The following is a 14501-nucleotide window of genomic DNA, read 5'->3' on the forward strand; positions in this document are numbered from 1 at the left end:
GGCCGGGTCAAGAAGACGGTGGCTATATCACTCTTGTTCGGCAGGCTTGACCAATCGCTTTTCCAGTTCGCGGCAAGCGTCCTGGATCATGCCTTCAGTGATCGGTACTTCGCGCCCATCCTTATCGATAATTGAGCAACCCAGAGACTGGTCTGGCTGTGTGCGGATCACTTCAATCTTGTCTTCGCTGCTGTTTTGCAAGGACATGGCCTGTCTCCTCATCAGGTTGTGTGCTTACTGTAGAACCGCCAGGTGACCGGACTGTGACAGCTCCCTGCGATCGCCCCAGGGCGGCAGCATCAGTCCACCAGAAATACCGCGGCGTTGCCACCCGGACTTTAGACCAATACCGTCTAGGTGCTAGGCTTTGCGGTCATATTTAACCTGACTCATTATGATTTACAGCGTTCAAGCCCATCGACCGGTGTAGGCTTGATCGCGTCAAACCCTACTGGTTGCGCCATCGAATGATCTCCATCCTCTCTTCCCGTCAACGGCGCGCCATGCGCCTGGCCCTGCGTTTCATCGCACCTTATCGCTGGCCGGCCGTCGGTGCCTTGCTCGCATTGATCGTCACGGCGGGCATCACCTTGTCCATGGGGCAGGGGATTCGCCTGCTGGTGGATCAGGGGTTCATGACCCAGTCGCCGCATTTGCTCAACCAGTCCATCGGCTTGTTTATGTTGCTGGTGGTCGGGCTGGCGATTGGCACCTTCGCGCGTTTCTACCTGGTCTCATGGATCGGTGAGCGCGTTGTCGCGGACATCCGCCGTCAGGTGTTCAACCATCTGATCTACCTGCATCCTGGGTTCTACGAAGACAACCGCAGCTCTGAGATCCAGTCGCGGTTAACCGCTGACACCACGCTGCTGCAATCGGTAATCGGCTCTTCATTGTCACTGTTTCTGCGCAATCTGTTGATGGTGATCGGCGGGATCGTCCTGTTGTTTATCACCAACCCCAAGCTCACCAGCATCGTCGTGGTCGCGTTGCCGTTGGTGATCGCGCCGATCCTGATCTTCGGCCGTCGGGTGCGTAGCCTGTCGCGCCTGAGCCAGGACCGGATTGCCGATATCGGCAGCTATGTTTCCGAAACCCTGGGCCAGATCAAAACCGTGCAGGCCTACAACCATCAGGTCCAGGATGAGCAGCGCTTTGCCGCAACGGTGGAAGAGGCCTTCAACACCGCTCGCAAGCGGATCTTCCAGCGAGCCTGGCTGATTACCCTGGTGATCGTACTGGTACTTGGCGCGGTCGGGGTGATGCTCTGGGTCGGCGGAATGGATGTCATCGCCGGGCGGATTTCCGCGGGCGAGCTGGCGGCGTTTGTGTTTTACAGCCTGATTGTTGGCAGCGCATTCGGCACGTTGAGCGAAGTGATTGGCGAACTGCAGCGTGCCGCCGGCGCCGCCGAGCGGATAGCCGAATTGCTGCGTTCGGAGAACATCATCCGGCCACCGACCACTGGCCTGGTGACCTTGCCTGAACGGGTGAAGGGTGACTTGGTGCTGCAAGACGTGCGTTTTTCCTACCCGTCGCGTCCCGAAAGCTATGCGGTCGATGGTTTGAATCTGACGATCAATGCTGGCGAAACAGTCGCATTGGTAGGCCCCTCCGGTGCCGGCAAGTCGACGGTCTATGATCTGCTGCTGCGCTTTTACGACCCGGCCGAAGGACGCATCCTGCTCGATGGCGTGCCGCTGACTCAACTCGATCCGTTGGACCTGCGCCGCTGCTTCGCCCTGGTCTCGCAATCCCCGGCGCTGTTCTTTGGCAGCATCGAAGAGAACATTCGCTACGGCAACCCGACGGCAACCCTGGCCCAGGTTCAGGAAGCGGCGAAAATCGCCTACGCCCACGACTTCATTGAACAAATGCCCAACGGCTACCAGACCCACCTTGGCGACGGTGGCCTCGGTTTATCCGGCGGTCAACGCCAGCGCCTGGCCATCGCCCGAGCGCTGCTGGTGGACGCGCCGATCCTGCTGCTGGACGAAGCCACCAGCGCCCTCGACGCCCAGAGCGAACACCTGATCCAGCAAGCTCTGCCGAGCCTGATGAAAAACCGCACCACGCTGGTCATCGCCCACCGACTGGCCACGGTGAAAAACGCTGACCGGATCGCGGTGATGGATCAGGGGAAACTGGTGGCGGTGGGCACGCATCAGGAATTGATTGCGAGCAACGCGCTGTATGCGCGGTTGGCGGCATTGCAGTTCAATGACGGTAAGGCCGAACTCGATCTTCATCTGTAGGAGCTGTCGAGTGAAACGAGGCAGCGATCTTTTGATCTTGCTTTGAACCACAAACCAAAATGCCCGCATCACTCGATGCGGGCATTTTTTAGGACAAGATCAAAAGATCGCAGGCTCCGCCAGCGCCTACATAACCGGCATTACCGGTTATTGATCGTCAAAGTAGCGCTCATGCCAATCCACCAGCGGCTGCGGTGAGTTGAGCTTCTGGCCGTAGATCACTGAGTACGACAGCACGTTTTGCACGTACTGGCGGGTTTCGTCGAACGGGATGCTTTCCACCCACACGTCGAAGCTCAGGTGATCGGCACCGCGCAACCACTGACGTACGCGGCCGGGACCGGCGTTGTAGGCGGCGGAGGCGAGGACGCGGTTGCCGTTGAACTGGCTATGGACCTGGCTCAGGTACGCGGCGCCGAGCTGGATGTTCTTGTCCGGGTCCAGCACCTGCTGCGGCGATGCCAGGGGAATGCTGAACTTGCGCGCAGTTTCCTTGGCGGTGCCGGGCATCAGTTGCATCAGGCCGCTGGCGCCGACACCGGAACGGGCGTCGTCCATGAAGGCACTTTCCTGGCGGGTGATGGCGAACACCCAACTCGAATGCAGGCCGCGGACCTTGGCTTCGCGTACCAGGGTTTCGCGGTGGGCCATCGGGAAGCGGATGTCCAGGTCGTCCCAGTACTGAGCTTGGCTGATGGTGCGAATCGCCGGGAAATACCATTTCAGGTCGTAGGCCAGTTTCGCTTGGGCAACCATTTCTTCGCGGCTGAAGTGGCGGCTGACGTGGTACCACTCGCGGCGACCATCGACGATCTGTCCGCGAGCATGAAACTCCAGAGCCCGACGCACGCCAGGGGTGTTGCGGACCTTGTTCATCAGCGCCTGGCTGAGCACCAGCGGTTTGTTGTTCAGCGAGTAAGGTAACTGCGAACGATCCGCTGCGAGGAAACCGTAAAAATCACGCTCGCGGGCGAGGCCTTTATAAAGAGTCTGCGCTTCCGGGTTTTGCGGTTGAGCCAGTTCCAGGCTACGGGCTTGCCAGTAGCGCCAGCGGTTGGTGGTGGCCAGGTCTTGTGGCAAACGACGGGTCAACTGATAGGCGTCGTCCCAACGGGCCAGGCGCAGCAACAGGCGCAGGCGCCATTCCGACACGGTGTTGTCGCGCAGTTCCGGGTCGTACTTGGTCATCACGTCCAGTGCGCGCGGGTCGAAACGTCGGGCGAGGGTCAGGCCGATTTCCCGGGCGATGGCCACTTTCTCATCACGGGAGAAGTGCATGCTGCTGGCATAGCCGTCAAGCAGGTCCATGGCCTTGTCCGGGTCCTGTTTGGCCAGGCGGCGCAGGCCGAGGCTGACGATGTCGGACATCGGCTCGTCGGCCGGGGTAAACCGCGACGGTTGATTGAGCAGCTCGGGTTTCTGCGCCACATCCACCAGCAAGCGGCCGCGCGGGCCGAGGGTGGTCAGGCCGCTCACCAGGCTGTTGGCCAGCGGGTAGTTGCGCGCCTGAGCGGCGAGTTTGGTGCGCTCCCAGCGTTTCTGTTCGGTCAGTTGACCTTCGGCGGCCCAGATCCCGAACAAGCCATCACACGCCCCAGGCAGCGATTTACCGGTCAGCCAGAGTTTTTCGGCGTTGGCATAACCTTCGGTCTTCTGGTTGCGCGCGATCTGATTCTGCGCGTTCAGGCAGTCCAGTTCGGTGAAATTGAGCTTGGGGTCGTAGTACTTGACGAAGGTCGCCCAGTCGCCGCGATCAGCCAGCCAGCGCAACCAGCGAAGTTTCATCCAGTTGGCTTGCGGCAGGTCGCCGTGTTCGGCGAGGAATTTCTCGATTTCGGCATTGCTCGCGGTTTTCAGACGTGCGGTCAGTTCGTCATACGCAAGATAAGGCTCCAACGGGTAATCACTAAGCGCCTGGCTGTAACGGAAGTAAGGACCTGTATCACCCTTGGCCAGGGCACGCTTGGCTTCATCGTAGTATTGACGCTGGGTAGACAGGTCCACCGCCTGTGCTGTTTGGATGGCAGTGGCAGAAAGAAGAAAACACGATAAAAGACCAAAAAGGCGACTGCGCATGAGACGTCCGAACAGAGAAATCATGACAAGCGTTGACGATGCCAACACTGAATTAACTGTAGCTTAGCCTTTTGCCAGCAGGGGGCGAAAGCTTTGCCGGCCTGTCGGCACAAGATCGCAACATTTGTTATGCAGAGTACTTCGACAGTGAAATTGCCGGCCTTCTGAAGCCTCAAGTCAGGTAGAATGCGCGCCCGGTTTTTGGAGAAGCTCATGACCCTGCTCAAATTCAGCGATGTGTCCCTTGCTTTCGGCGCTATGCCGTTGTTGGACAAGGTGTCCTGGCAGATCGCCCGTGGTGAGCGGGTGTGCATCATCGGCCGTAATGGCACTGGCAAGTCCAGCATGATGAAGCTCGTCAAGGGCGACCAGAAGCCCGATGAGGGCTCCGTTTGGCGCGCACCCGGCCTCAAGATTGGCGAATTGCCGCAAGAATTGCCGGTAGCCGACGAGCGGACCGTGTTCGACGTGGTGGCTGAAGGTCTGGACGGTGTCGGCGAACTGCTCGCGCAGTATCACCACCTCAGCCAGAACATCGTCACCGACGCCGACCTGGACAAACTGATGCACGTCCAGCACGACCTCGAAGCCCGTGACGGCTGGCGTTTGCAGCAACTGGTCGACAGCACGTTGAGCCGTCTGCAGTTGCCGGCCGACAAGACCCTCGCCGAATTGTCCGGCGGCTGGCGTCGTCGCGTCCTGCTGGCTCAGGCTCTGGTTTCCGAGCCCGATCTGCTGCTGCTCGACGAACCGACCAACCACCTGGACATCGGTGCAATTGCCTGGCTCGAAGAGGCGCTGAAGGATTTCCAGGGCGCCGTGCTGTTCATCACGCACGACCGTTCATTCCTGCAGAACCTCGCGACCCGCATTCTGGAACTGGATCGCGGTGGCTTGATCGACTGGAACGGCGACTACGCCAGCTTTCTCGTGCACAAAGAAGCCTCGCTGGCCGCGGAAGACACCGCCAACGCGCTGTTCGACAAAAAACTGGCCCAGGAAGAAGTCTGGATCCGCCAGGGCATCAAGGCTCGCCGCACCCGTAACGAAGGCCGCGTCCGCGCCCTCAAAGCCCTGCGCAACGAGCGTAGTGAGCGTCGTGAACGCACCGGCAAGGCCAACATCCAGCTGGATACCGCTGACAAGTCCGGCAAGCAGGTCATGGTTCTCGAGAACGTGAGCTTTGCTCACCCGGGCGGCCCGTTCCTGATCAAGGACTTCTCGATGGTCCTGCAGCGCGGCGACCGCATCGGTCTGCTCGGCGCCAACGGCACCGGCAAAACCACACTGCTGAAGCTGATGCTCAGCGGTCTGCAGCCAACCAGCGGCACAGTGGAAGAGGGGACGCGCATCGACGTGGCCTACTTCGACCAGTTGCGCCATCAGCTGGACCTGGAAAAGACCGTAATTGACAACGTTGCTGAAGGTCGCGACTTCATCGATATCGATGGTCAGAGCCGCCATGTGCTGAGCTACCTCGGCGACTTCCTGTTCAGCCCGCAGCGTGCCCGCACGCCGGTGAAGGCGCTGTCCGGTGGTGAGCGCGCCCGTCTGTTGCTGGCGAAACTGTTCAGCAAACCGGCGAACCTGCTGGTTCTCGACGAACCGACCAACGACCTCGACGTCGAAACCCTCGAGTTGCTGGAAGAGGTCTTGCTGACCTTCAACGGCACCGTGCTGATGGTCAGCCACGACCGGGCATTCCTCGACAACGTGGTCACCAGCACCCTGGTCTTCGAAGGTGAAGGCAAGGTTCGTGAATACGTCGGTGGTTATCAGGACTGGCTGCGTCAGGGCGGCTCGCCGCGCCTGTTGGGCGTGACCGAGAGCAAGTCCGGTAAAGCCGACCTGACCTCCGCTGTCGTGACGGCCGAAGCTGCGCCAGTCGCTGCTGTCGTCGAAGCGCCGGTGGCGAAGAAGAAGCTCAGCTACAAGTTGCAGCGTGAGCTGGAAATGTTGCCGGGTCAGATCGAAGCCATGGAGCAGCAGATCGCTACCGTTGAGGCGCAAATGGCCGATGCCGGTTTCTATCAGCGTCCGGCTGCCGAGACCGCTGCAGTGATCGCTCAGTTGGAGCAGTTGCAGGCTGAGCACGACGTAATGGTCGAGCGCTGGGCCGAGCTGGATGCCTGATTGATCCTGCTATAAAAAAGCCCGGCGTTCAGTGATGAGCGCCGGGCTTTTTGTAGGAGCTGTGGTTTAGCTTTTGATCAGGCGCACCGCGAGCACATCACAGGGCGCACCATGCAGCACGTCATTGGCGGTCGAACCCAGCAGCAATGCCAGGCCGTGTCGGCCATGGCTGCCCACCACGATCAGGTCGCAGGTTTGTTCCTTGGCCAGGTGATGGATCTCCTGGCGTGGCTGGCCGTAGGTCAGGTGGCTGTATTCCTTGGAGAGTTCCGGGTACTTCACGATCAGTCGGTCCAGGCGTTCCTTGGCCTGATCGAACTGCTGTTGTTGCAGTTGTGACAGGTCCATGGGCACGTCGCCGCCAAAGGCCATGGCCATCGGCTCGACAATGTGCACCAGGGACAGCTTCGCCCCGTTGCTCACCGACAGTTCGCGAGCGCGGTGGATTACAGGATCGCACTCTTCGGTTAGATCTACAGCGACCAGAATGTGGTTGTAGGGCATGAGGTGCTCCTCCTGAGGATTGCAATATTGGTAAGTATGGCTGGTTTCAAGCGCATTGTTTTCAAAGTGACCCAATGCGCTCATCAAGAATCGGGAGTACAGATATGACGGTCTGGATAGTGGTGTCAATCATGTTGGTGGTACTGAGTCCGCTGGCATGGTTGCGCCCATCGCGCCATCAGAGCGGCCGCATGGCTCTGCGCATGGAGGCGCGACGCATCGGATTGGCGATGCAACTGGCGCCTCAGGACTGGCCGCACTGGCTGAGCAAGGAGCCGCCGAGCCCTTGCGCCCAATACCATCGGCCACGACGTGGCAATCGACCGGCGTGCTGGAGTTACTGGCAAAAAGCGCCGGGTGTGTGGGTCAATCAGTGGCAGGAGGTCTGCGAGGAGCCTGCGTTGCTGATTCATTTCGAAAAGTTGCCAGACAACGTTTACAAGGTCGAAGCAGACAAGCAGATGATCACGTTGTATTGGGGCGAGAAGGGCGAAGCGACGGTTTTGCAGGATATTGATGCGGTGCTGAAAGCGCTGGCATAAAACGCGGAAATTTCGCGCCGCAATGGCGCGAAACGTCCGGCAGACAGGCAATAAAAAGCCCGACATGATCATCGGGCTGGAGTTGGCCAGGCAGGCCGGTAATTCTGTGTGGCGCTGATCTTACGCTGGGCATTCGCCAAAAGCGTTGGTGTTTTTTCCTCAAGGTCCCGCCAGCGTAGCTTGTTAAACAAAGGCTGCAGCGAATTAGGGCGACTTTTCTAACTATTGATCCTATGAATGGCCTCACATGCAGCCGCGTGTTGCAGGGCTTCGCGGTACGGAAATGACCGGAAAGTCGCGTTTCAACCCGTATTTTGGGCGATTGACAATTGTCGGAAATTCCGTGAAGGTGACGCACCCAAATCAAACGGGCGTATGAATTGAGCGTTTGTATTACAGACCGCTCCTACAGAATCCCGACTATCGCGTTGGCGGGTGTGCCGGGTGGATGGGCGTAGCATTGACGTTAAACGTCCCTGCCGAGCCATTCGCCTGCGTCCGACGTGTACTGTTCAGCTTCCATATCGTGGAGATCAGTTGATGATTTACGAAGGTAAAGCCATCACGGTTAAGGCTCTTGAAAGTGGCATCGTCGAATTGAAATTCGACCTCAAGGGTGAGTCCGTCAACAAGTTCAACCGTCTAACCCTGAACGAACTGCGTCAGGCCGTAGACACCATCAAGGCAGATGCTTCGATCAAGGGTGTGATCGTCAGCAGTGGCAAGGACGTGTTCATCGTCGGCGCCGACATCACCGAATTTGTCGAGAACTTCAAGCTGCCTGATGCAGAGCTTGTTGCTGGCAACCTGGAAGCCAACAAGATTTTCAGCGATTTCGAAGACCTCAACGTCCCGACTGTCGCCGCGATCAACGGCATCGCCTTGGGTGGCGGTCTGGAAATGTGCCTGGCGGCGGACTACCGCGTCATGTCCACCAAGGCCAAGATCGGTCTGCCGGAAGTCAAGCTGGGTATCTACCCGGGCTTCGGCGGTACCGTGCGCCTGCCGCGCATCATCGGTGCCGACAACGCCATCGAATGGATTGCCGCCGGCAAGGAAAACCGCCCTGACGACGCGCTGAAAGTCGGCGCAGTCGACGCAGTGGTTGCCCCTGAGAAACTGCAGGAAGCTGCTCTGGAGCTGATCAAGCGCGCCATCTCCGGCGAGTTCGACTACAAGGCCAAGCGTCAGCCGAAGCTCGAAAAGCTCAAGCTCAACGCCATCGAACAAATGATGTCGTTCGAAACCGCCAAGGGTTTCGTGGCCGGTCAAGCGGGCCCGAACTACCCGGCACCGGTCGAAGCGATCAAAACTATCCAGAAAGCCGCGAACTTCGGTCGCGACAAGGCGCTGGAAGTCGAAGCCAACGGTTTCGTCAAACTGGCCAAGACCTCTGCTGCGCAGAGCTTGATCGGCCTGTTCCTGAACGATCAGGAGCTGAAGAAAAAGGCCAAGGCCTACGACGAAATCGCCAAAGACGTGAAGCAGGCTGCCGTATTGGGCGCTGGCATCATGGGTGGCGGTATCGCTTATCAGTCGGCCTCCAAAGGTACGCCGATCCTGATGAAAGACATCAACGAGCACGGCATCGAGCAAGGTCTGGCCGAAGCTGCCAAATTGCTGGTGGGCCGCGTTGATAAAGGTCGCATGACCCCTGCGAAAATGGCTGAAGTGCTCAACGGCATTCGTCCGACCCTGTCCTACGGTGATTTCGGTCACGTTGACCTGGTGGTTGAAGCAGTTGTCGAGAACCCGAAGGTCAAGCAAGCCGTTCTGGCCGAAGTCGAAGACAAGGTCAAAGAGGACACCATCCTCGCGTCCAACACCTCGACCATTTCCATCACCTTGCTGGCCAAAGCCCTCAAGCGCCCGGAAAACTTCGTCGGCATGCACTTCTTCAACCCGGTGCATATGATGCCGTTGGTAGAAGTGATCCGTGGCGAGAAGTCCAGCGAGGTGGCGGTTGCCACCACCGTTGCCTACGCCAAGAAAATGGGCAAGAACCCGATCGTCGTCAACGACTGCCCGGGCTTTCTGGTCAACCGCGTGCTGTTCCCGTACTTTGGCGGTTTCGCCAAACTGGTCAGCGCCGGTGTGGACTTTGTCCGTATCGACAAGGTCATGGAAAAATTCGGCTGGCCAATGGGCCCGGCGTACCTGATGGACGTGGTCGGTATCGACACCGGCCACCACGGTCGCGACGTAATGGCTGAAGGCTTCCCGGACCGCATGAAAGACGACCGTCGTTCGGCCATCGACGTGCTCTACGAAGCCAAGCGCCTGGGCCAGAAGAACGGCAAGGGCTTCTACGCCTACGAGACCGACAAGCGCGGCAAGCAGAAGAAAGTCGCTGATCCGTCGGTACTGGAAGTGCTCAAGCCGATCGTTTTCGAACAGCGCGAAGTCACTGACGAAGACATCATCAACTGGATGATGATCCCGCTGTGCCTGGAAACCGTGCGTTGCCTGGAAGACGGCATTGTCGAAACCGCTGCCGAAGCCGACATGGGTCTGGTCTACGGTATTGGTTTCCCTCCATTCCGTGGCGGTGCGCTGCGCTACATCGATTCGATCGGTGTTGCAGAGTTCGTTGCCCTGGCTGACCAGTACGCTGATTTGGGCGCGCTGTACCACCCGACCGCAAAACTGCGTGAAATGGCCAAAACCGGCCAGCGGTTCTTCGGTTAAGCGCCCCCAACTAGAGTGAGAGTGAATATATGAGCTTGAATCCTAGAGACGTCGTGATTGTCGACTTCGGTCGTACTCCGATGGGCCGCTCCAAGGGCGGCATGCACCGCAACACCCGCGCCGAAGACATGTCGGCGCACCTGATCAGTAAACTGCTGGAGCGCAACGTCAAGGTTGATCCGAGCGAAGTCGAAGACGTGATCTGGGGCTGCGTGAACCAGACCCTGGAGCAGGGCTGGAACATCGCCCGCATGGCGTCCCTGATGACTCAGATCCCGCACACCGCTGCCGGCCAGACCGTTAGCCGTCTGTGTGGTTCGTCGATGAGCGCTCTGCACACTGCTGCGCAAGCGATCATGACCGGCAACGGTGACGTGTTCGTGGTTGGCGGCGTCGAGCATATGGGTCACGTCAGCATGATGCACGGTGTCGATCCGAACCCGCACATGTCCCTGTACGCGGCGAAAGCCTCGGGCATGATGGGGTTGACCGCTGAAATGCTCGGCAAAATGCACGGCATCACTCGCGAACAACAGGACGCTTTCGGCGTGCGCTCCCACCAGCTCGCTCATAAAGCGACGCTGGAAGGCAAGTTCAAAGACGAAATCATCCCGATGCAGGGCTACGACGAGAACGGTTTCCTGAAATTGTTCGACTACGACGAAACCATTCGTCCGGAAACAACCCTGGAAAGCCTGGCGGCTCTGAAGCCAGCGTTCAACCCTAAGGGCGGCACCGTGACAGCCGGTACTTCGTCGCAAATCACCGATGGTGCTTCGTGCATGATCGTGATGTCGGCGCAGCGTGCACAGGACCTGGGCATTCAGCCTATGGCGGTGATTCGTTCGATGGCGGTGGCAGGTGTGGACCCGGCAATCATGGGCTATGGTCCAGTACCGGCCACACAAAAAGCACTGAAGCGCGCGGGTCTTGGCATTAACGATATCGACTTCTTCGAGCTCAACGAAGCTTTCGCCGCACAGGCCCTGCCAGTGCTGAAAGATTTGAAAGTACTCGACAAGATGAACGAGAAGGTTAACCTGCACGGCGGCGCGATTGCCCTGGGTCACCCATTCGGTTGCTCCGGTGCACGTATCTCCGGCACTCTGTTGAACGTGATGAAGCAAAATGGCGGCACCTTCGGGGTAGCCACCATGTGCATTGGTCTCGGCCAAGGCATCTCCACCGTCTTCGAACGCGTTTAAGCGTTCCGTTGACGGAAGCCGGGGCCAAGTGCCCCGGTTTTTGTTTTTCTGAATTTATTTTTGTTTTTATTTTGAAAAGATTTGAGCGAGGGCCAAACCATGCCGATACAACCTGGGCTCTACCAACATTACAAAGGTCCGCAGTACCGCGTATTCAGTATTGCGCGGCATTCGGAAACCGAAGAAGAAGTGGTCTTCTACCAAGCCCTGTATGGCGATTACGGCTTTTGGGTGCGTCCCTTGAGCATGTTCCTGGAGTCGGTCGAGGTTGACGGCGAACAGGTGCCACGATTTGCTTTGGTGCAAGCCGAACCGAGCCTTTTTTCCAAGCCATAAGCTGAGTGCGCGCAAAACCCTGCGCTTGACCTCACCTTGTAGCCACTATATATAGCGGTGCCGCGTCAGGCGCCAACCGCCTTTCACTTCTAGAATTCAGGAATTTTCTGATCCATGGGCAAATCGCTGGTCATTGTGGAATCCCCGGCTAAGGCCAAGACCATCAACAAGTATCTGGGTAACCAATACGTGGTGAAGTCGAGTATCGGCCATATCCGAGACCTGCCCACCAGCGGTTCGGCTAGCGCCAGCAAAGAGCCAGCCGCCAAGCGCGGCAAGGCCGCCGCGGGTGAAGGTCCGGTGCTCACGCCGAAAGAGAAAGCGCGCAAGCAGCTGGTCTCGCGCATGGGTGTCGATCCCGATCATGGCTGGAAAGCCAAGTACGAGATCCTCCCGGGCAAAGAAAAGGTTATCGAAGAGCTGCGCCGGCTCGCCAAGGATGCTGACACCATCTATCTCGCAACCGACTTGGATCGCGAGGGAGAAGCCATTGCCTGGCACCTGCGCGAAGCCATCGGTGGTGATGACAGCCGCTACAAGCGTGTGGTGTTTAACGAAATCACCAAGAAGGCGATTCAGGAAGCCTTCTCCAAGCCGGGCGAGCTGGACATTGACCGTGTAAACGCCCAACAGGCGCGTCGCTTCCTCGATCGCGTGGTGGGTTACATGGTTTCGCCGCTGCTGTGGGCCAAGGTCGCCCGTGGCCTGTCCGCCGGTCGCGTGCAATCGGTTGCCGTGAAGCTGGTCGTTGAGCGTGAGCGTGAAATCCGCGCGTTCAACCCTGAAGAGTACTGGGAAGTTCACGCTGACCTCGGCACCGCGAAGGGCGCAACCGTGCGCTTTGACGTGGCTCGCGAGAAAGGCGAAGCCTTCAAGCCGCTCAACGAAGCCCAGGCCATGGCCGCGCTGGAGAAGCTCAAGGCTTCCAGTTACAGCATCGTCAAGCGCGAAGACAAGCCGACCAGCAGCAAGCCGTCGGCACCGTTCATCACGTCCACCCTGCAACAGGCTGCGAGTAACCGCCTGGGCTTCGGCGTGAAGAAAACCATGATGATGGCCCAGCGTCTGTACGAAGCCGGCTACATCACTTATATGCGTACCGATTCCACCAACCTCTCGGTCGATGCCGTGACGATGGCGCGTACTTATATTGAAGGCGAGTTCGGCAAGAAGTACCTGCCGGAAACCCCGAATGTCTACAGCAGCAAGGAAGGCGCACAAGAGGCTCACGAAGCGATTCGTCCCTCCGATGCCAATACCGATCCAAGCAAGCTGTCGGGCATGGAGCGTGATGCTGAGCGGCTCTACGAGCTGATCTGGCGCCAGTTCCTCGCTTGCCAGATGCTGCCGGCCCAATACCTGTCGACCACTGTCACCGTCGGTGCCGGTGACTTCGAGTTGCGCGCCAAGGGCCGCATCCTGAAGTTCGACGGTTACACCCGCGTCATGCCGCAAATTGCCAAGCCTGGCGATGACGACGTGTTGCCGGACATGGCTCAGGGCGACGCGATGAAGCTGATAAAGCTTGATCCGACCCAGCACTTCACCAAGCCGCCGGCGCGTTACTCGGAAGCGAGCCTGGTTAAAGAAATGGAAAAACGCGGCATCGGTCGTCCTTCGACCTACGCGGCGATCATTTCGACCATCCAGGATCGTGGCTACGTAGCGCTCCACAACCGTCGTTTCTACTCGGAAAAGATGGGCGACATCGTTACCGAACGTCTGGCCGAGAGCTTCTCCAATCTCATGGACTACGGCTTCACCGCCGGCATGGAGGAGAACCTTGATGACGTGGCTCAGGGTGAACGCGACTGGAAGAATGTGCTCGACGAGTTCTACGGTGACTTCAAGAAAAAACTCGAAGTAGCCGAAAGTGCTGAAGGCGGCATGCGCGCCAACCAGCCAGTGATGACCGACATTCCATGCGTGGTATGTGGTCGTCCGATGCAGATTCGTACTGCATCGACCGGCGTGTTCCTTGGTTGCTCGGGCTACAGCCTGCCGCCGAAAGAGCGCTGCAAGGCCACTGTCAACCTGGTACCGGGCGACGAAATCGCGGCGGACGACGAGGGTGAATCGGAATCGCTGGTGTTGCGTGGCAAGCACCGCTGCCCGATCTGCAGCACGGCGATGGACGCATACCTGCTGGATGAGAAGCGCAAGCTGCACATCTGCGGTAACAACCCGGATTGCGACGGCTACGAAATCGAAGAAGGCAGTTATCGCATCAAGGGCTACGAAGGTCCGAGCCTGGAATGCGACAAGTGCGGCAGCGAGATGCAGCTCAAGACTGGCCGGTTCGGCAAGTTTTTCGGTTGCACCAACGCGACGTGCAAAAACACCCGCAAACTGCTGAAAAGCGGTGATGCGGCGCCGCCGAAGATGGATCCGGTGAAGATGCCTGAGCTGAAATGCGAAAAGGTCAACGACACCTACATCCTGCGCGACGGTGCTTCCGGCCTGTTCCTGGCGGCCAGTCAATTCCCGAAAAACCGCGAGACGCGTGCTCCGCTGGTCATGGAAATTGTGCCGCACAAGGATGAGATCGATCCGAAGTACCACTTCCTCTGCGAAGCGCCGAAGAAAGATCCGGACGGCCTGCCTGCTGTGATCCGTTACAGCCGTAAAACCAAAGAGCAGTACGTACAGACTGAAGTCGACGGTAAGCCGACTGGCTGGAAAGCGTACTACGACGGCGGCAAGTGGACGGTTGAAGACAAGCGCCCGGCGAAGACCGCTAAGGCTTAACAGGTGCTGTACTG

10 protein-coding genes are annotated in these 14501 nt (G+C 58.6%); 7 read left to right on the forward strand and 3 right to left on the reverse strand.

Features of this window, described 5'->3' with window-relative positions:
• Positions 1–27: 27 nt before the first annotated feature.
• A complete protein-coding gene (locus JFU47_RS26795) occupies positions 28–207 on the reverse strand; it encodes a PA1571 family protein (protein WP_140893610.1) in 180 nt (59 codons plus the stop codon).
• A gap of 260 nt (positions 208–467) precedes the next feature.
• Here JFU47_RS26795 and JFU47_RS26800 point away from each other — a divergent pair, with 260 nt between their 5' ends.
• The gene (locus tag JFU47_RS26800; protein WP_161990836.1) at positions 468–2255 is read left to right on the forward strand and encodes an ABC transporter transmembrane domain-containing protein; all 1788 of its coding nucleotides are present in this window, start codon (positions 468–470) and stop codon (positions 2253–2255) included.
• Positions 2256–2402: 147 nt separating this feature from the next.
• Here the strand turns inward: JFU47_RS26800 and JFU47_RS26805 are convergent, their stop codons facing one another.
• Positions 2403–4331: a transglycosylase SLT domain-containing protein gene (locus JFU47_RS26805; protein WP_201186879.1), complete on the reverse strand. Its 1929-nt coding sequence runs from the start codon at positions 4329–4331 to the stop codon at positions 2403–2405.
• Positions 4332–4544: 213 nt separating this feature from the next.
• Between JFU47_RS26805 and JFU47_RS26810 the strand changes: the two genes are divergently transcribed.
• Complete coding sequence (locus JFU47_RS26810; protein ID WP_140679711.1) at positions 4545–6464, forward strand: ATP-binding cassette domain-containing protein; 1920 nt, start codon at positions 4545–4547, stop codon at positions 6462–6464.
• Between the two features lie 66 nt (positions 6465–6530).
• On the opposite strand, the gene JFU47_RS26815 is transcribed toward JFU47_RS26810, so the two are convergent.
• Positions 6531–6968 (reverse strand): universal stress protein, encoded by a 438-nt coding sequence (locus tag JFU47_RS26815; protein WP_008151425.1) that lies wholly within the window; start codon positions 6966–6968, stop codon positions 6531–6533.
• A gap of 104 nt (positions 6969–7072) precedes the next feature.
• Between JFU47_RS26815 and JFU47_RS26820 the strand changes: the two genes are divergently transcribed.
• From JFU47_RS26820 to topA, 5 genes are all read left to right on the forward strand, one after another.
• Positions 7073–7510: a hypothetical protein gene (locus tag JFU47_RS26820; protein WP_201186880.1), complete on the forward strand. Its 438-nt coding sequence runs from the start codon at positions 7073–7075 to the stop codon at positions 7508–7510.
• Positions 7511–8050: 540 nt separating this feature from the next.
• Positions 8051–10198, forward strand: coding sequence for a fatty acid oxidation complex subunit alpha FadB (gene fadB, locus JFU47_RS26825; protein ID WP_123365430.1), 2148 nt, complete (start codon positions 8051–8053; stop codon positions 10196–10198).
• Positions 10199–10227: 29 nt separating this feature from the next.
• Entirely contained in the window at positions 10228–11403 is a 1176-nt protein-coding gene (fadA, locus tag JFU47_RS26830; protein ID WP_008007076.1) for an acetyl-CoA C-acyltransferase FadA, read from the forward strand.
• 99 nt (positions 11404–11502) lie between these two features.
• Positions 11503–11739, forward strand: a complete 237-nt coding sequence (locus JFU47_RS26835; protein WP_046047845.1) for a DUF1653 domain-containing protein — start codon at positions 11503–11505, stop codon at positions 11737–11739.
• Between the two features lie 114 nt (positions 11740–11853).
• On the forward strand, positions 11854–14487 hold the full coding sequence (gene topA, locus JFU47_RS26840; protein WP_201186881.1) for a type I DNA topoisomerase: 2634 nt from the start codon (positions 11854–11856) through the stop codon (positions 14485–14487).
• Positions 14488–14501 lie beyond the last annotated feature (14 nt).

Source organism: Pseudomonas sp. TH39(2020), from assembly GCF_016650715.1.
Lineage (GTDB): Bacteria > Pseudomonadota > Gammaproteobacteria > Pseudomonadales > Pseudomonadaceae > Aquipseudomonas > Aquipseudomonas mandelii_C.